Source organism: Streptomyces rimosus subsp. rimosus (assembly GCF_000720725.1).
Classification (GTDB): domain Bacteria; phylum Actinomycetota; class Actinomycetes; order Streptomycetales; family Streptomycetaceae; genus Streptomyces; species Streptomyces rimosus_A.
In genome coordinates this window covers 1-17,514 of sequence record NZ_JOCQ01000108.1, presented here as the reverse complement: position 1 = coordinate 17,514, position 17,514 = coordinate 1, and the positions used below count along the sequence as shown (strand labels likewise).

Genomic DNA, 17,514 nt, shown 5'->3' with positions numbered 1-17,514 from the left:
CGCGTGGTCCGCACCTGGGAGGTGGCTGCGTGTGGCAGGGGACCGCGGCCGCCGAGCGGTCGCGCCAGCTCTGCGTCAGGCAGAGTTGGTTCCTTTGATTGCCATGTCATAGTACAGGCCGGTACGCGAAAGGCCCTGGTGTCGACCAGGGCCTCCCGTGGATTTTTCGGCCGTCCCGCTCACCGCGCCGGTGTGGCCGTCCCGCTCATCGCGCCGGTGCAGCCGTCCCGCTCACCGCGCCGGTGTATGCGGCGGCCGCCCTCCGGTCCTGCCGTCCGGATGCTTGCCGGGCTTCCCTGCCTTGCCTTCCGGCCGCTCGCCGGACCGGTCGCCCGGCCGTACCCCGGCCTTCTTGACGGGCCGCCGCCCGCCTGGTGTGCCCGGCGCCAGCCAGCCGGCCAGCTTGCCGTGCTGGGAGACCGCCTGGAGCCGGTTCTCGACCGCGTCCCGTACCGGATCCGTGGCCACGACCAGCAGGTCGTCCCTGCGCCGCAGCACGGTCGTCGGCGACGGTACGAAGCTGGTCCCGTCCCGTACGACGAGGGTGACCGCGGCGCCCGGCGGCAGCCGCAGCTCGCTGATCTCCACGCCGTGCATCCGCGACTTCGGGCCGATCGTGGTGGACAGCAGATGGCCGCGCAGCCGCTCCAGCGGCGCCGACTCGATGCCCAGGTCGGCGGCCTCCTCGTCGTCCCCCAGGCGCAGCTTCCTGGCCAGCCAGGGCAGCGTCGGCCCCTGGATGAGCGTGTAGACGACGACCAGGATGAAGACGATGTTGAAGACCCGGCCGCTGCCGGGCACGCCGCCCACCATGGGGATGGTGGCCAGCACGATCGGTACGGCACCGCGCAGCCCGGCCCACGAGAGCAGGGCCTTCTCGCGCCAGGGCACCTTGAAGGGCAGCAGCCCCAGGAAGACGGAGGTGGGCCGGGCCACGATCGTCAGGATCAGGCCGATGACCAGGGCCGGTACGGCGTCGTCGTACAGCGCGTGCGGCGTGACCAGCAGGCCGAGCAGCACGAACATGCCGATCTGGCCGATCCAGCCGAGGCCCTCGGCGAAGCCGCGGGTGGCGGCCGAGTGCGGCAGTTTCGCGTTGCCGAGGACCAGCGCGGCCAGATAGACCGCGAGGAACCCGGAGCCGTGCGCCAGCGCGCCGGCCGCGTAGGCGGAGACCGCGATGGCCATCACCGCGATCGGGTACAGGCCGGAGGCGGGCAGCGCCACGTGCCGCATGCCGTACGCGCCCAGCCAGCCGATGGCCAGGCCGATGGCGGCGCCGATCGCCAGCTCCAGCGCGATCTCGCCGATGAGTACGTACCAGTGCTCCACCGGTCCGGCGGTGGAGAAGGCCACGACGAGGATCACGACGGGGGCGTCGTTGAAGCCGGACTCGGCCTCCAGGACACCGGTCAGCCGGGCGGGCAGCGGCACATTGCGCAGTACGGAGAAGACCGCCGCCGCGTCCGTGGAGGACACCACGGCGCCGATGAGCAGCGCCTGACGCCATTCCAGGCCGACGAGGTAGTGCGCCCCGGCCGCGGTGACCCCCACGCTCACCGCGACGCCGAGCGTCGACAGCACCGCGGCCCTGGGCAGCGCCGGTTTGATCTCTTTCCACTTCGTGCCGAGGCCGCCCTCGGCCAGGATCACCACCAGCGCGGTGTAGCCCAGTATCTGGGTCAGTTCGGCGTTGTCGAAGACGACGCCGCCGAAACCGTCCTGCCCTATGGCGATGCCTATCCCCAGATAGATGAGCAGGCTGGGCAGCCCGCTCCGGGACGAGACCCGGACCGCGGCCACCGCGACGAGCAGGACGAGGGCGCAGATCAGCAGGAGTTCGTTGAGGTGGTCGACAGTCAGGAGCTGGTCCTTCCTCGTGGCGGGCCGGATCGGGCACGGGGATCGGGCGCGGGGATCGGGCACGGGGCGGGCACAGGGTGGAGTGGTCGGGCTTTCCTTACTGTATCTAGTTACTGAGACTAACAATTTACCATTGCTTGAACCTTGGAGGTGTCGGCGGCTACACCGCGTAGGGCTCGGCGGACCCGTGCGCCTATGGTTGCTCCAGCACTCCCACCCTGCCCCTCGAAGGACAGAGATGCCCGCCAACAAGTCCGCCCCCGCCCCTGACAAGGCTGCGAAGAAGCCGAAGAAGAAGGGGCGGCGCGGCCGCCTCGTCGCGATCACGGTCGTGCTTCTGCTCGTGGCGGGCATCGGCTACGGCGCGTACTGGGGCGTCAGTACCGTCCGCGCCTCGTACCCGCAGACCACCGGTTCACTGAAGCTGGCCGGTCTGAGCGCCCCCGTCGATGTCTCGCGCGACGCCAACGGGATCCCGCAGATCTACGCCGACAGCGACGAGGACCTCTTCCGCGCCCAGGGCTTCGTACAGGCCCAGGACCGCTTCTGGGAGATGGACGTGCGCCGCCACATGACGGCCGGCCGCCTCTCCGAGATGTTCGGCCAGAGCCAGGTCGACACCGACGCCTTCCTGCGGACGCTCGGCTGGCACGACGTCGCGCAGCGGGAGTTCGACACCAAGCTCTCGCCGCAGACGAAGAAGTACCTCCAGGCGTACGCCGACGGCGTCAACGCCTACCTCAAGGACCACGAGGGCTCGGCGCTCTCCCTGGAGTACGCGGCGCTCGGCTTCCAGAACGACTACAAGCCCGGGAAGTGGACCCCGGTCGACTCGGTGGCCTGGCTCAAGGCGATGGCCTGGGACCTGCGCGGCAACATGCAGGAGGAGATCGACCGCGCCCTGCTCACCAGCCGCTTCAGCCAGGCCCAGATCGACCAGCTCTACCCGAAGTACCCGGCCAAGCGGAACAAGCCGATCGTCGAGGGCGGCGCGGTCAACCAGGCCACCAAGGAGTTCGACGCCAAGGCCACGCCGAGCGGCAACACGCAGTCGCAGAACGGCTCCGGCGCGAACACGGGCGCCGGTACGGGGAACGGCACGGGCACCGGTGCCGGTACCGGCACGGGCTCGGGCTCGGGAAGCACCGCCGGTACGGGTACGGGCGCGAACACCGGCACCGGAACCAACTCCGCCTCCAACGCCACCCAGGGCCTGAAGTCCCAGCTCTCCTCCGTGTCCAAGTCCCTGGACAAGATCCCGGCGCTGCTCGGCCCCAACGGCAACGGCATCGGCTCCAACTCCTGGGTCGTCTCCGGAGCGCACACCACCACCGGCAAGCCGCTGCTGGCCAACGACCCGCACCTGGCCCCCCAGATGCCGTCGCTCTGGTACCAGATGGGCCTGCACTGCCGCACGACCAGCGCCAAGTGCAACTACGACGTGGCCGGCTACACCTTCTCCGGCATGCCCGGCGTGGTCATCGGTCACAACCAGGACATCTCCTGGGGCATGACCAACCTCGGCGCCGACGTCACCGACCTGTACCTGGAGAAGATCAACGCCAACGGGTACCTGGTCAAGGACAAGATGGAGCCCTTCAAGACCCGCAAGGAGACCATCAAGGTCGCCGGCGGCGCGAGCCGGGAGATCACGGTCCGCTCCACCGACAACGGCCCGCTGATCTCCGACCGCGACGACGAGATGACCCGGGTCGGCAAGCAGGCCCCGGTCGGCAACGCGGCGCCGGACCGCGGCGACGGCTACGGCATCTCGCTGCGCTGGACCGCCCTGGATCCGGGCCGCTCCATGGACGCGGTCTTCGAGCTGAACCGGGCCAAGAACTGGACGGACTTCCGCAAGGCCGCCGCGCACTTCGAGGTGCCGTCGCAGAACCTGATCTACGCCGACACCAAGGGCAACATCGGCTACCAGGCGCCGGGGCGGATCCCGGTGCGCGGCAAGGGCTTCGACGGCTCGATGCCCGCCCCCGGCTGGGACCCGAAGGCCCGCTGGACCGGTGACGTGCCCCAGTCGGCGCTGCCCAACGAGTACAACCCGGCGCGCGGCTACATCGTCACCGCCAACCAGGCCGTCATCGACCCGGACAAGTACCCGTACCTGCTGACCAAGGACTGGGGCTACGGCGCCCGCAGCCAGCGGATCAACGACCTCATCCAGTCGAAGATCAAGGACGGCGGCAAGGTCTCCACCGACGACATGCAGACCATGCAGATGGACAACAGCAGCGAGATCGCCAAGCTGCTGACGCCCTACCTGCTGAAGATCGACGTCAAGGACCCGTACGTCCGCGAGGCGCAGAAGCTGCTGGAGGGCTGGGACTACACCCAGGAGCCCGATTCGGCCGCCGCCGCGTACTTCAACGCGGTCTGGCGCAACACCCTCAAGCTGGCCTTCGGCAACAAGATGCCCAAGGAGCTGCGCGTCGAGGGCCAGTGCCTCAACGTCCGCGCCGCCAACGACACCGGCCCGGTCGACGACCAGGACGACGCGGTGCGCGAGTGCGGCGAGCGGGCCCCCGACCAGGCGCAGCCGGACGGCGGCGACCGCTGGTTCGAGGTCGTGCGGTCCATCCTGGAGGACCCGAAGAACGACTGGTGGAAGACCGAGTCCCGCCCCGGCCGCGTCCTCGACGCCAACCGCGACCAGCTCCTCGGGCACGCCATGAAGGACGCGCGCTACGAGCTGACCAGCAAGCTCGGCAAGAACATCGACAACTGGAGCTGGGGCCGCCTCCACCAGATGACCCTGAAGAACCAGACCCTGGGCACCAGCGGCCCGGGCCTGCTCCAGGGCCTGTTCAACCGCGGCCCCTGGAACATGGGCGGCGGCGAGGCGGCCGTGGACGCCACCGGCTGGAACGCGGCCGGCGGCTACGGGGTCACCTGGGTCCCGTCGATGCGGATGGTCGTCAACCTGGCCGACTTGGACAAGTCGCGCTGGATCAACCTGACGGGCGCCTCCGGCCACGCGTACAACGCGCACTACTACGACCAGACGGACAAGTGGGCCAAGGGCGAACTGCTGCCGTGGGCCTTCTCCCCGAAGGCGGTCAAGGCAGCGGCCCAGGACACGCTGACGCTGTCGCCGTGACGGAACGCGGCACGGAATCCGTGGCGGGGCACTGACCTCGTAGGCCGGGCGGGCTCGAAGATCTTCGGGCCCGCCCGGTGGCGTTTACGGGGGTGGTGTGCGGTGGGCGGGTGCGTGCGTTCCCGTATTGCCTGAACCCGCCCGAACCGCCTTCTACCTCTCGAACCGATGCACACCCCCCGGCGTCACCGCCACATCCACCGGCCGGTCGTGTACCTCCGCCGGCACCTCCGGCAGCACCTCCGCGTCGTACAGCAGCACCACCCGCGCGGGCCACGCGTCCGCCTTCTCCAGGCGCTCCAGCACCCGGTCGTACGAACCGCCGCCACGGCCCAGCCGCAGCCCGCGCCGGTCCACCGCCAGGCCCGGCAGCAGCACCGCGTCGGCCTCGGTGACGGCCTGCGGGCCCAGCCGGGGCCCCGCCGGCTCCAGCAGGCCGCGCCCGGCCCGTACGAGGCCGTCGGCGCCCTCGTACGGGGCCCAGCTCAGATCGTTGTCCGGCAGCAGTACGGGCAGCAGGACCCGCACCCCGGCGGCGCGCAGCTGGTCCAACAGCGCGCGCGTGGACGGCTCGCGCCCCACCGACACATACGCGGCGACCGTGCGCGCCGCCGCCAACTCCGGCAGTCCCAGCGCCCGGCGCGCCAGCACCGCCCCCGTCGCCCGGACTTCATCCGGCGGCAACTGCGCCCTCACGTCCAGGAGGGCGCGCCGCAACCCGTACTTCGTACCGTCGTAACCGCTCATGATGCGCCGCCGCTCCCGCTCCTGTGACCCGTTCCCAGGACCCCATCTTCCGGCGCAAAGTGCCGGTTATCGTGATCCGCATGACTCCATCGCGTACTCGGATCACCAAGGCTGTCATTCCGGCGGCCGGTCTCGGGACCCGCTTCCTCCCGGCGACCAAGGCCACGCCCAAGGAGATGCTGCCGGTCGTCGACAAACCCGCCATCCAGTACGTCGTGGAGGAGGCTGCCACCGCCGGGCTCTCCGACGTCCTGATGGTCACCGGACGCAACAAGCGTCCCCTTGAGGACCACTTCGACCGCAACTACGAGCTCGAAGAGGCGCTGGACCGCAAGGGCGACGAGTCCCGGCTCGCCCGCGTCCAGGAGTCCAGCGACCTGGCGACCATGCACTACGTCCGCCAGGGCGACCCCAAGGGCCTGGGCCACGCCGTACTGTGCGCCGCCCCGCACGTCGGCGACCAGCCCTTCGCGGTACTGCTCGGCGACGACCTGATCGACCCGCGCGACCCGCTGCTCCAGCGCATGATCGAGGTGCGGGAACAGCACGGCGGCTCCGTCATCGCCCTCATGGAGGTCGATCCCGCGCAGATCGGCCTCTACGGATGCGCGGCCGCCGTCCCCGACGGCGACGACGATGTCGTGCTCGTCTCCGACCTGGTCGAAAAGCCCGATCCGGCCGACGCGCCCAGCAACCTCGCCATCATCGGCCGGTACGTCCTCGACCCGGCCGTCTTCGAGGTGCTGCGCACCACCGAGCCGGGCCGCGGCGGCGAGATCCAGCTGACCGACGCCCTCCAGGCGCTCGCCGCCGACCCGGACCTGGGCGGCCCCGTGCACGGCGTGGTCTTCAAGGGGCGCCGCTATGACACCGGCGACCGTGGCGACTACCTCCGCGCCATTGTCAGACTGGCATGCGAACGTGAGGACCTGGGCCCGGAGTTCCGGGCCTGGCTGCGCAGCTTCGTCAGCGAGGAGATGTGACACCGTGAGCGCCACCACCGACCGGACCACCCACCAGGAACGCGTCTGGTCGGTGGCCGACCACCTCGACGACGTACTGTCCAAGATCCACCCGCTGGAGCCGATCGACCTGCACCTGCTCGACGCGCAGGGCTGCGTCCTGGTGGAGGACGTCACCGTCCCCGCCGCCCTGCCGCCGTTCGACAACAGCTCCATGGACGGTTACGCGGTCCGCGTCGCCGACGTCGCGGGCGCCACCGCCGACTTCCCCGCCGCGCTGACCGTGATCGGCGACGTGGCGGCGGGCAGCGCCGAGCTGCCGGCCGTCGGCCCCGGCGAGGCCGCCCGCATCATGACCGGCGCGCCGCTGCCGCCCGGCGCCGAGGCCGTCGTCCCCGTGGAGTGGACCGACGGCGGTACGGGCCGCGGCCCCGCCGAGGCGATGAGCGCGCACAGCGCCGCGCCGGAGGCCGCCGGCGGCGAGGTCCGGGTCCACCGTCCGGTCACCGGGCGGCAGCACGTCCGCGCCCAGGGCAGCGACGTCCAGGCCGGTGAGCTGGCCCTGTCGGCCGGCACCCTCCTCGGCCCCGCCCAGATCGGCCTGCTGGCCGCCATCGGCCGTGCCACCGTCCGGGTGCGGCCGCGCCCGCGGGTCGTGGTCCTGTCCACCGGCAGCGAGCTGGTCCAGCCCGGTGAAGCCCTGGCACCCGGCCAGATCCACGACTCCAACAGCTTCCAGCTCACCGCCGCCGCCCGCGCGGCCGGCGCCATCGCCTACCGGGTCGGCGCCGTGGCCGACGACGCCGAGACGCTGCGCGCCACCCTGGAGGACCAGCTCATCCGCGCCGACATCCTCGTCACCAGCGGCGGCGTGAGCGTCGGCGCGTACGACGTGGTCAAGGAGACCCTCGCCGACCTCTCCGCCGAGGAGGGCGTCGTGGAGTTCCGCAAGCTGGCCATGCAGCCCGGCAAGCCGCAGGGTTTTGGCCTCATCGGCCCCGACCGCACCCCGCTGCTGGCCCTGCCCGGCAACCCGGTCAGCTCGTACGTCTCCTTCGAACTGTTCGTCCGCCCCGCCATCCGTACGCTCATGGGCCTGCCCGACGTACACCGCCACACCTCCCGGGCCACGTGCGACACCGCCATCGCCGACTCGCCCCGGGGCAGGCGGCAGTTCCTCCGCGGCCGCCACGACGCCGACACCGGCACCGTCACGCCCGTCGGCGGCTCCGGCTCCCACCTGATCAAGGCGCTGGCCCAGGCCAACGCGCTGATCGTGCTCCCGGAGGAGACGACGGAGGTCGCGGCGGGGGCGGAGGTGGAGGTGGTGTTGCTGGGGTGAGGGGCCGGAGAAGCGAAGGGGGACGGGGACGGGTGAGGTGGCGGGTGCGCCGTCCTCGCCGGGTAGCCGGGTAGCCGGGTAGCCGGGTGACGCCCGACGCCTGCGGGTACGGTGTCGTCGCACAGGCGGCACGGTCCGGACCGGGAGAACGATGAGCAGCGGCCAGCAAGATCTCACCCACCTCGACGCGACGGGCGCGGCCCGCATGGTCGACGTGTCCGGGAAGGACATCACCGCGCGCACGGCCCGCGCCAGTGGCCGCGTACTGGTCGCGCCGCGCGTGATCGAGCTGCTGCGCGGCGCGGGCCTCCCGAAGGGCGATGTGCTCGCCACCGCCCGCATCGCGGGCATCATGGGTGCCAAGCGCACCCCCGACCTGATCCCGCTGTGCCATCCGCTGGCGGTGTCCGGTGTCGAGGTGGACCTGCACGTGGCCGACGACGCGGTGGAGATCCGGGCCACGGTCCGCACCACGGACCGCACGGGCGTCGAGATGGAGGCCCTGACCGCCGTCTCGGTCGCCGCCCTCACCGTGATCGACATGGTCAAGGCCGTCGACAAGGGCGCCGTCGTCACGGACGTACGCGTCGAGGAGAAGACGGGCGGCAAGTCGGGCAACTGGAGCCGGTCGTGACCGCCGCGGGCCGGGAGCCGGAGCGGGGCGCCCGGGACGGCGTACGCAACACCACCGCCAACCCGGGACCGGGTGCCGCGGACGACGACGCGCGGCGGACGACGGCGAACCCGGGCCCGGGGACGGCACCCGACGCAGCCGGTGCACCCGATGCACCCGTCACAGGCAACGACGTAACAGATGCAGACGCGACAGGCACGGACGTAACGGTTGTCCCCACCGGCCCGCCCCGCGCCCTCGTCATCACCGCGTCGAACCGGGCGGCCGCCGGTGTGTACGCGGACAAGGGCGGGCCGGTGCTCGCCGAGGGGCTGGCCGCGCTGGGCTTCGCGGTCGACGGGCCGCAGGTGGTGCCGGACGGCGACCCCGTCGAGGCCGCCCTGCGCGCCGCCGTCACCGCCGCGTACGACGTGGTCCTGACCACCGGCGGTACGGGCATCTCGCCCACCGACCGCACCCCCGACGCCACCCGCCGCGTCATCGACCACGAAGTCCCCGGCATCCCCGAGGCGATCCGCGCCGCGGGCCGCGCGAAGGTGCCCACCGCCGCGCTCTCCCGCGGCCTGGCCGGTGTCGCCGGCCGTACGCTGATCGTCAACCTGCCCGGCTCCACCGGCGGCGTACGCGACGGCCTGGCCGTACTCGCCGACCTCCTCCCGCACGCCGTGGACCAGCTGCGCGGCGGCGACCACCCCCGCCCCGACACCGGCGCGACGGCGCAGACACCCCCGCGGCCGGGGCGGCCGGGACCGACCGGGAGCGCACACTGAACGCCCCCTGGCCGGTCGTACTGGCGGACGGCGACACCGCCCTCCGCCCCATAAAGCTGCGCGACCAACGGGCCTGGCGCGAGGTCAACCGCCGTAACCGCGACTGGCTGCGCCCCTGGGAAGCGACCATCCCGCCGCCCCCGCCCGGCATCCCCGCGCCGCACCGGCCCACGTACCGCCAGATGGTCCGCCACCTGCGCGCCGAGGCGCACGCGGGGCGGATGCTGCCGTTCGTCGTGGAGCACCGGGGGCGGCTGGCCGGGCAGCTGACGGTGGCCGGAATCACCTGGGGCTCGATGTGTTCCGGACACGTCGGCTATTGGGTCGACGAGGCGGTGGCCGGCCGGGGCGTCATACCGACCGCGGTGGCGCTCGCCGTCGACCACTGCTTCCGTTCGGTGGGGCTGCACCGCATCGAGGTCTGCATTCGCCCGGAGAACCTGCCCAGCCGGCGGGTCGTGGAGAAACTCGGCTTCCGGGAAGAGGGACTGCGCCCGCGCTATCTGCACATCGACGGCGCCTGGCGCGACCACCTCGTATTCGCGCTGACCGCGGAGGAGGTGCCGGAAGGCCTGCTCAACCGCTGGCGCCGGGAGAAGCCGAGTACACCCCACAAATAAAATACGTGTTCGAATTATTTCACCAATTGCTCACAACCGCATACGGCTGATCTCAACAATCACAAAAAAAGTTCGAGATATCAGCCAGATCGTGCGACACACCGGCCCAATTGGCGGATGGCCCCCCGCAAACCCCTCTACCGTGTGAGGCGTGAGCAGCAGCGGCCTCATCTACGCAGTCATCGTCGGGGCCTGGGCCGCCTACTTGGTGCCGATGTGGCTCCGTAGGCAGGACGAGCTCAATGAAGCCCGGCCGACGGAACGCTTCAGTACCGCCATCCGGCTCCTGTCCGGGCGCGCGGCCATGGAACGCCGTTACGCCAAGGGGCTGGCGGCGCAGGGCGGCCGCACCGACGATGCGAGCGACGCGCGGGACCCGGACGCGGCGGCCGAGACGGCCGACGTCCGGGACTTCGACGCGCCCGCGGACGAGGCAGCGCCGCCCGCCGCTCAGCGCCAGCCGGCGGCCGCGCCCGGCGGTGCGCCGTCCGGCTCCGGGGCCGCGGTCAGCAGCTCGTCGTCCGGTGCCGTGTTCTCGTCCGGCGGTACGCCGTCTGCCGCCGGGGCCGCTTCCGCAGGTGGCGCTGTTCCCTCGGGTGGCGCCGCTTCCGCGGGGGGCTCTGGCGTCGCGGGTGGCGCCGCGGGTGGCGCCGCGCCACGCTCCGGCAAGAAGCCCGGCTCCCGGCGCCCCTACACCGCCGAGCGCATGAAGCGCGCCAAGGTCCTGGCCCGCCGACGGCGCACCACCACGGTGCTCTTCCTCGCGTTCACCGTCGGCACGATCGTCGCCGCCGTCGGCGGCCTCGCCTTCCTCTGGGCACCGGCCATTCCGGCCATACTCCTCAGCGCGTACATCGTCTACCTCCGCGCCCAGGAACGCCGCCGCTTCACCTTCACCATGGACCAGCGCCAGGCGGAGGCGGCGGCCCAACGGCTGCGGGAGGGCAGGCCACGCCCTCCGCAGGCGTCCCAGCAGCCCGCCGCCGACGAACCCCCCGCTGAGGACGCCGCCGCACCGCTCCCCGACCCGGCGCACCCCGCCGCACCCGCCGCCCGGCCCGAACCGGCCTCCACGGCCGGCCGGCGCGCCCTGGTGGAGGAGACCGACCACGCCGAGTGGGTCGACCAGCAGCGCGAACGCGACCGCACCGAGCCCGGCGGCTGGGACCCGGTCCCGGTCCCCCTCCCGACGTACGTCACGGCCCCGGTGGCCCCCCGCGCGACCAGCCACGTCGACCTGGACGCCGACGACGCCTGGAGCTCCGCCCGCTCCGGCCCCGCCACCGAAACCCCGCACCCCCCGGCCGTCGACCCACGCCACCGCCCCGCGACGTCCCGCCGCACCCGCGGCCGCACCCCCCTGTTCGACCAGTACGCCGACAACGACCGCCCCCGCGCGGCAAACGAGTGACCCCCCACACCTGACCAGCAGGGGAAGCGATTTTTGAGCACCCGGACAGGGATGCTAGAGTTTGACTCGTCGCAAGGGCCTGTGGCGCAGCTGGTAGCGCACCTCGTTCGCAACGAGGGGGTCAGGGGTTCGAATCCCCTCAGGTCCACCGACGGACTGTTCTTGAGTTAGCTCAGGAGTAGTTCATGAGATCCCGTCCGATCCATTGATCGGGCGGGATTTCTGCGTTGTGGCGCGTTGTTTCGAGGCCGTGTCCGAACGTGGATGGCGCGCGGAATGGGTTCTCACTGAGCTGTGGCAGTGGTTCTGGGGTGGTCCGGGGCTCGGAGAGCATGCTTCGGTGCCTGCTGACCGGGGGTGACAGGCGTCGGGGGCGGGGCCGCAGGTGCCCGGCCGCTGCGATGGGGACGAGGGGCTTGGTAGCGAGGTGGACGGTGAACAGAATCAGGCTGTCGCTGATCTTCTGCAGCAGCTCGCTCCGCCACGAGTGTTCGGGAACGTTGTCTTCCCAGGCGGCGACGTGCAGCGCCGCCGTGAGTCGCACGGTGTGGGGAGCGCGACCGCGGAGGCGGCCCGGCAAAGCCTGACCTGGCACCGAGGCACACGACACGATGCCGACTTTCCGAGGTGAGGACAGGTTCCGAGTCCGAGTCCGAGTCCGAGCCCGCAGCTCGGGCAAGGATCTGCGCGCCGACGGACGAGGCGGAGCTGAATGGTGCTTGTGCCGGCCGGCCGACTCGGCCCCCCTAGGCGGGTAGCCCATGCACCCCGTGCCCAGCACTCTGTGTCATCTGGGCCGCCTGGCTGTCGGCGTGCGCTGTCGCCACCGCTGACCAGCCGGTTCGACCGCGCGGAGCCGTTTTACGATGAGCCGGACAGCGGAGCGGCGGGGACGGGGTCTTGGGCGACATCAGAATCAACAGTCATGCTGTGCGGGCAACGGGCAGTGATATGTCCGCGCTGGCCCGGGAGGTGGCTCGCAAGCTGAACAATTCCCTGGAGGAAAGCCAGGCGACGGGGGCGGCGGATTCCGTCTGGGGCTGGGAGTGCGCCCAGCACCTCTACTCCTGCGCACTGACGTGGGAGGAGCACATGGTGGGCCTGGCGAAGAAGATGGGGGAGCTGGGCGAGCGCCTGCAGGAAAGCGCCGGCAGCTACGACGCGCAGGATGAGGAAGCGGCTTCGCGGCTGCGGCACGGCCTGAACGACCTGGGAAAGGCGTGAGCGGCCGGTGGTGAACTACGGGGCTGTGATCAACGCCCGGCCCGAAAAGTGGCACAAGTCCGCCGCGGAATGGGAGACGCTGGCCAAGCACGCTCTGCGTGCCGCCCAGGACATCCGGGACAACGGCACCAAGCCGCTGGCGGACCACTGGAGCGATGAGGTGGGGCAGAAGGCCGCGAAGGACTTCGAGAAGCTGGCCGATCAGCTGGAGTCCGCCTACGACATCCTGCTCGGCGGCAAGATGCTCTGCGAAGCCGTGGCCGACAGCATGGAGACCGCGCTGAGCTCGGCGCGCGAGATGCAGGAACTCGCCCAGCGCTACGACCTGCGTATCGGCGCGGACGGCCTGCCCGAGGGAGCGCCGATGCCCGGCGAGGACCCGGACAAGCTGCATGCGCGTGAGCGCATCGTCGCGCTGCGCGATCATGTGCTGCAGCAGGTCGGCGAGGCCGACAATACGGCTGCCGCGAAGTTCGCCATGCTGACGAAACAAGTGGACATCGCTGACCCCGACGAAGCGCTCAAGGTGCAGAACAAGGCCTCGCAGGCGGAGATGGAGATCCTCGGCGCCGAGATACCCAAGGATGCCGGACCGATGACCCAGCGCATGTGGTGGAACGGCCTGAGCGACAAGCAGCGGCACGAGTTGATGCTGGCCGACCCGGTCGCCCTGTCGAAGCTGGAGGGGTTGCCGGAGAGCGCCAAGCAGGAAATGCGCGGTACGGACGGGAAGTTCGACCGCGTCAAGATGGTCGAGTACGCGCTGCAGAACTGGGACCAGGACGATCCGATCGACTTCGGAAACAACTGCACCAACTTCGTTTCCCAAGCTCTCGATCACGCAGGCATGCAGAAGAAGCTCGACTTCTGGTCGGGAGCGCGTGGCGACGACACCTGGGGCCACGAAAGCGGTATCGGGAACGACTGGTGGGACAAGACGATGTACTACTCGAAGTCCTGGGGCGGAGCCGAGAACCAGCAGAATTTCATGCTCGACCACGGAGGTGAGGAAGTGCCGCGCGACCAGGTCCGTCCCGGCGACATCATCTACTACGAGCAGGCCGGCGACAACGACCAGATCGAGAAGGGCAACACCCACCACGCCGCCATCGTCACCGGCGTCATGCCGGACGGTGAGATCAAGTACACCCAGCACAGCGACCCGTACCGCAACGTCAGCCTCGACGGCCGCCTCCCCAACACGGAAAAGGCCGAAGGGCGGCAGAAGGTCCGCATCGTCCGCCCGCACCCGGATTGGTACTGATCCCGTGGCTGAAACCATCTCAGATACCCAAGAGCGGCCACAGCAGCTGTCGAGGCGCCGGCGTACTGCGATTCTGTCCGTTCCGCTGCTGACCGCCGCAGCCGTCACCTGTTTCGTCGCGACGCTGGTCGTGTCCACACAGCATGTCCACCACCAGTCCGCCGCCTGCCGCTACATCGCCGTGCCATGGACCCATTTCGCCTTGTCCTACGGCGCTCTGGCCGCCGCCGTACTGGCAGTGACCGTGCACATCGTGCTCCTGCGCAGTGCACGACGCCGGGAATCCGGACCGACCGCACCTTGGCGCAGCGGCCTTTCCACCATGTGCGTCGTCATCGCCGGCCTGATGATCGCCCTGTCGGCGACCGTCACCGTCATGACACATGCGGACGCCGCTGAAACAGCAGCCAACCTCGGCAAACCCATGTGCGAAGGCTGACCGGCCGACGTACGGGGATCCTCGCGCGGCGAGCAGGCGCGGGCGCCGGAGTTCCTGGCCGGGTGCCCGTCCGGGCTGTGATGGGGCGGCGACCGGGCGCGATCCCCGTGGTGGGCCCCATCATGGCCCGGCTCGGGACCATTCGATCGCGGCCAGGGCGGAGTCCTGCCGGGACCGGCCCTCGATAGGGTCCGCGATGTGCTCAGGGCCGGTCGGCAGTTGGCGTCTGTGGCGGAGGCGCGGTGGGTGGTGCTGGGGTTTTCAGTACCGACCGAGGTGTTCGGTGATGTCGGAACGGCGGTTATCCACAGGGCAGTTGCGTTTTGGTCGTGAGCCCTAAAGTTGGGTTTTGCGGGGCCGGTGGGCTTCGTCATGGGTACGTGATCGGGTACCCGACGGCGGTGGCAACGGGAGGGCACATGGCCAAGGAACGGGCGTTCGGACCGCATCAGCTGGCCGAGTGGCTGGGGATCGAGCCGCGGCACGTACGGCGTGCCGAGACCAGGGGGCTGATTCCGCCCCCGGACGTGGGGGACGAGCGGTGGTCGGAGGGGGTGGCCAAGACGCTGCCGGACCGGGTCGAGGAGATCCTTTCCGTGGTGGGGGACGAGAACTATCCGACGGCTCAGGACGCCGGGCGGGCCGGGCGCCGGCAGGCGCTCACCGGGGATGCGTTCGGGCCGCATCAGCTGGCGAGTGAGCTGGAGCTCCAGCGGTGGCAGGTCGGCCGGGCCGAGCAGCGGGGGATGATCCCGCCGCCGGACGTGGACGGCAGGCGCTGGTCGCGGAGGGTGGTGGACGGTCTGCGGGGCGAGGTGGAGCGGATCAGGGAAACGCTCGGTGATCACCCCGGGCTCGGATCGATCGACGCGGCGAAGCGGCTGGCGGAGCGTACGGAGCTGGAGGTCGAGCGGGAGGACGTACGCGTGCTGGCCGAGGAGGGGCTGCTCCGGCCGGCGGGCGAGTTCCGCGGGTATCCCATGTTCAGCTTGGAGAGCATCGACGGGCTCGACCGGGAGCGGGTCGCGGCCGTGGTGGACGAGCGGCAGCGGTGGATCGAACGGAGCGTCACGGCCAAGGAGGCCGCGGCGCTGCTCGGGTGGTCGGCCGGGAAGTTCGAGGTGGCGGCGGAGCGGAACGGGCTGGTGCCGGGGCGGCTCGGCCGGTACGACCGGGCGAGGGTCGAGGAACTGCCGGAGAGGGAGGGGCACGGGTAGGGGGAGGGGGAGGAAGGGTGCGGGTGGCTGGCGTCATGGGGTGGGGGAGGGCGGTATCGCCCGGACCCGTCGGGTGGTGACGGGGCCGAGCATCTGGGCGCGGGTGCGGCTAGTGGGGAAGGGCGCGTTTGGTGAGGCGGATGCCTCGGCGGGAGAGGTAGGTGAGGGGGTTGATGTCGGAGCCGTAGTGGCGGGTTCTGCGGACCTCGAAGTGGAGGTGGGGGCCGGTGGTGCGCCCGGTGGCGCCGCTGTAGCCGATACGGGTGCCGGCTCGGACGCGCTGGCCGACGCGGGCCGTGATGCGGGAGAGGTGTCCGAAGAGGGTGTAGTAGCCGTCGGTCATGTGGATGGTGACGGCGAGGCCGTAGTCGCCCGACCGCTTGGCCAGGACGACGGTGCCCGAGCCGACGGAGGAGACCGGGGTGCCGGTGGGGACGGCGAAGTCGACCCCGGTGTGGTGGCCGGCGGCCCAGTGGCCTCTGACACCGTAGGGCGAGCTGATGCGGGCATGGGCGGCGATCGGGCGGGTCCACGGACCCGTCGGCACGGCCGGGACCGCCTCGGTCGCGGTCAGGCTGAGGACGGTACCGACGGCCGCCGGCACCACGCCGTACAGCAGGAGTCGTCTGCGGAGCCAGTTCATAGTTGTGAGGACACGCCCTACGCCGGGCGGACGCATCCGGAAACGCCCGGTGGGCGCCCGAACGGCCGAGAGGTTCCCCGTACCGGGTGGTAACTGGAGGGTTCGGGTGACGCGGGGTCAAGGAGCGGGAGCGGTGCTTTCGCGGAGTTCGAGATGGGGGAGTTCGGCTTGGAGGCGGCGGGTGGGGGCGCCGTCGAGGAGGGAGAGGAGTTCCTGGGCGGCCAGGCGGCCGAAGCCGGCGGTGTCGCGTACGAGTGAGGTCAGGCGCGGATGGGTGACGCGGCACAGGGGTGAGTCGTCCCAGGCCACGATGGACAGGGCGGCCGGTACGGGCACGCCGCGGCCGGCGGCCACGGCGGCGCCTGCCACGGCCATCACGTCGTTGTCGTAGACGATCGCGGTGGGTGGGCGGGGGGCGGCGAGCAGGCGGTGGGTGGCCTCGGCGCCCTGCTCGTCGGAGTAGTCCGTGGATACGGAGCGGACCTCGGCGGCGTCCAGGCCGAGACGCGCGGCCTCGGCGCGCAGGGCTGCGACCCGGCGCTCGGTGTGCGCGAGGCCGGGCAGCCCGGCGATGTGCACGATGCGGCGGTGTCCCAGTTCGTACAGGTGATCGATGATCGACCGCATCGCGGCCGCGTCGTCGGCCCAGATGGTGGAGAGGGGGGCGGTGGGAGGGGGTGGGGGGTCGGGGAGGGCGGGGAGGGTGGGGGCGGGGGAAGCGGAGAAGGAAGCGGGCGGGGAGCTGGTGGGGGCTGGGACTGGAGGTGGGGCTGAAGGGGTCCTGGTGTCGCCTATGACGACCGCGGGGAGGGCCAGGGAGGCGAGGAGAGCGGGGCGGGGGTCTTCGGCCCGGGGGTCCACGACGAGGACGCCGTCCACGCGGCGTTCGGCCCACCAGCGTCGGTAGATCGCGCACTCGGCCTCCAGGTCCTCGACGACCTGGAAGAGGAGTGCGACGCGCTGGGCGGCCAGGGCCTCCTGGATGCCCGAGACCAGCTGGAGAAAGAAGGACTCGACGCCGAGGGTGTGGGCGGGGCGGGCGAGGACCAGGCCGACGCAGCCGGAGCGTTCGCCGGACAGGGCGCGGGCGGCGCTGTTCGGCTGCCAGCCCAGCTCTTCGGCGACCTCGCGGATCCGGGCGCGGGTGCCGGGGGAGACGCCGTCGCGGCCGTTGAGGGCGAAGGAGACGGCCGAGGGGGAGACACCGGCGCGTTCGGCGATGTCCTTCATGGTCGGGCGGCGGCGTGGGGGAGTGGTGGGGAGGTG

General features: G+C 71.3%; 15 protein-coding genes and 1 tRNA gene. 12 read left to right on the top strand and 4 right to left on the bottom strand.

Translation table 11 applies throughout. The features are described from left to right. Positions 1-231 precede the first annotated feature (231 nt). Positions 232-1,803: a potassium/proton antiporter gene (locus tag IH45_RS0135540; protein WP_050515417.1), complete on the bottom strand. Its 1,572-nt coding sequence runs from the start codon at positions 1,801-1,803 to the stop codon at positions 232-234. Positions 1,804-2,101: 298 nt separating this feature from the next. Here IH45_RS0135540 and IH45_RS0135535 point away from each other — a divergent pair, with 298 nt between their 5' ends. Beyond that, entirely contained in the window at positions 2,102-4,975 is a 2,874-nt protein-coding gene (locus tag IH45_RS0135535; RefSeq protein ID WP_030678459.1) for a penicillin acylase family protein, read from the top strand. Between the two features lie 153 nt (positions 4,976-5,128). Here the strand turns inward: IH45_RS0135535 and IH45_RS0135530 are convergent, their stop codons facing one another. After that, a complete protein-coding gene (locus IH45_RS0135530) occupies positions 5,129-5,722 on the bottom strand; it encodes a 5-formyltetrahydrofolate cyclo-ligase (RefSeq protein WP_030678456.1) in 594 nt (197 codons plus the stop codon). 80 nt (positions 5,723-5,802) lie between these two features. On the opposite strand from IH45_RS0135530, the gene galU reads away from it, so the two are divergent. From galU to IH45_RS0135475, 11 genes are all read left to right on the top strand, one after another. Beyond that, positions 5,803-6,705, top strand: a complete 903-nt coding sequence (gene galU / locus IH45_RS0135525) for a UTP--glucose-1-phosphate uridylyltransferase GalU (RefSeq protein ID WP_030678453.1) — start codon at positions 5,803-5,805, stop codon at positions 6,703-6,705. Positions 6,706-6,709: 4 nt separating this feature from the next. Then, a complete protein-coding gene (gene glp / locus IH45_RS0135520; RefSeq protein ID WP_030678452.1) occupies positions 6,710-8,026 on the top strand; it encodes a molybdotransferase-like divisome protein Glp in 1,317 nt (438 codons plus the stop codon). A gap of 151 nt (positions 8,027-8,177) precedes the next feature. Next, positions 8,178-8,660 (top strand): cyclic pyranopterin monophosphate synthase MoaC, encoded by a 483-nt coding sequence (gene moaC, locus IH45_RS0135515; RefSeq protein WP_030678450.1) that lies wholly within the window; start codon positions 8,178-8,180, stop codon positions 8,658-8,660. Next, positions 8,657-9,430, top strand: coding sequence for a MogA/MoaB family molybdenum cofactor biosynthesis protein (locus tag IH45_RS0135510; protein WP_030678448.1), 774 nt, complete (start codon positions 8,657-8,659; stop codon positions 9,428-9,430). The genes moaC and IH45_RS0135510 overlap by 4 nt, the downstream gene beginning before the upstream one ends. Then, on the top strand, positions 9,427-10,050 hold the full coding sequence (locus tag IH45_RS0135505) for a GNAT family N-acetyltransferase (RefSeq protein WP_078897936.1): 624 nt from the start codon (positions 9,427-9,429) through the stop codon (positions 10,048-10,050). Before IH45_RS0135510 ends, IH45_RS0135505 begins: the two co-directional genes overlap by 4 nt. A gap of 151 nt (positions 10,051-10,201) precedes the next feature. Beyond that, a complete protein-coding gene (gene sepX / locus IH45_RS0135500) occupies positions 10,202-11,461 on the top strand; it encodes a divisome protein SepX/GlpR (RefSeq protein ID WP_030678443.1) in 1,260 nt (419 codons plus the stop codon). A 75-nt stretch (positions 11,462-11,536) separates the two neighbouring features. Continuing rightward, positions 11,537-11,609, top strand: a tRNA-Ala gene (locus IH45_RS0135495). 752 nt (positions 11,610-12,361) lie between these two features. Continuing rightward, a complete protein-coding gene (locus IH45_RS0135490; RefSeq protein WP_158813377.1) occupies positions 12,362-12,685 on the top strand; it encodes a type VII secretion target in 324 nt (107 codons plus the stop codon). A gap of 10 nt (positions 12,686-12,695) precedes the next feature. Then, on the top strand, positions 12,696-13,949 hold the full coding sequence (locus IH45_RS0135485; RefSeq protein WP_158813375.1) for an amidase domain-containing protein: 1,254 nt from the start codon (positions 12,696-12,698) through the stop codon (positions 13,947-13,949). A 4-nt stretch (positions 13,950-13,953) separates the two neighbouring features. Then, entirely contained in the window at positions 13,954-14,388 is a 435-nt protein-coding gene (locus IH45_RS1000000149050) for a hypothetical protein (RefSeq protein ID WP_158813374.1), read from the top strand. A 419-nt stretch (positions 14,389-14,807) separates the two neighbouring features. Continuing rightward, complete coding sequence (locus IH45_RS0135475; protein WP_030678432.1) at positions 14,808-15,605, top strand: hypothetical protein; 798 nt, start codon at positions 14,808-14,810, stop codon at positions 15,603-15,605. A gap of 109 nt (positions 15,606-15,714) precedes the next feature. Here IH45_RS0135475 and IH45_RS0135470 read toward each other — a convergent pair whose 3' ends face one another. Both IH45_RS0135470 and IH45_RS0135465 read right to left on the bottom strand, forming a co-directional pair. Continuing rightward, positions 15,715-16,248, bottom strand: a complete 534-nt coding sequence (locus IH45_RS0135470) for a M23 family metallopeptidase (RefSeq protein ID WP_032918887.1) — start codon at positions 16,246-16,248, stop codon at positions 15,715-15,717. Positions 16,249-16,365: 117 nt separating this feature from the next. Beyond that, positions 16,366-17,514, bottom strand: a 1,149-nt coding sequence (locus IH45_RS0135465) for a LacI family DNA-binding transcriptional regulator (protein ID WP_030678427.1), incomplete at its 5' end; no start/stop codon positions are given.

Bases quoted from the DNA above. Each gene is read 5' to 3' on its own strand.
- IH45_RS0135470 (WP_032918887.1), bottom strand. From the start codon at position 16,248: ATGAACTGGCTCCGCAGACGACTCCTGCTGTACGGCGTGGTGCCGGCG.
- IH45_RS0135535 (WP_030678459.1), top strand. From the start codon at position 2,102: ATGCCCGCCAACAAGTCCGCCCCCGCCCCTGACAAGGCTGCGAAGAAG.
- moaC (WP_030678450.1), top strand. From the start codon at position 8,178: ATGAGCAGCGGCCAGCAAGATCTCACCCACCTCGACGCGACGGGCGCG.
- galU (WP_030678453.1), top strand. From the start codon at position 5,803: ATGACTCCATCGCGTACTCGGATCACCAAGGCTGTCATTCCGGCGGCC.
- IH45_RS0135530 (WP_030678456.1), bottom strand. From the start codon at position 5,722: ATGAGCGGTTACGACGGTACGAAGTACGGGTTGCGGCGCGCCCTCCTG.
- IH45_RS0135475 (WP_030678432.1), top strand. From the start codon at position 14,808: ATGGCCAAGGAACGGGCGTTCGGACCGCATCAGCTGGCCGAGTGGCTG.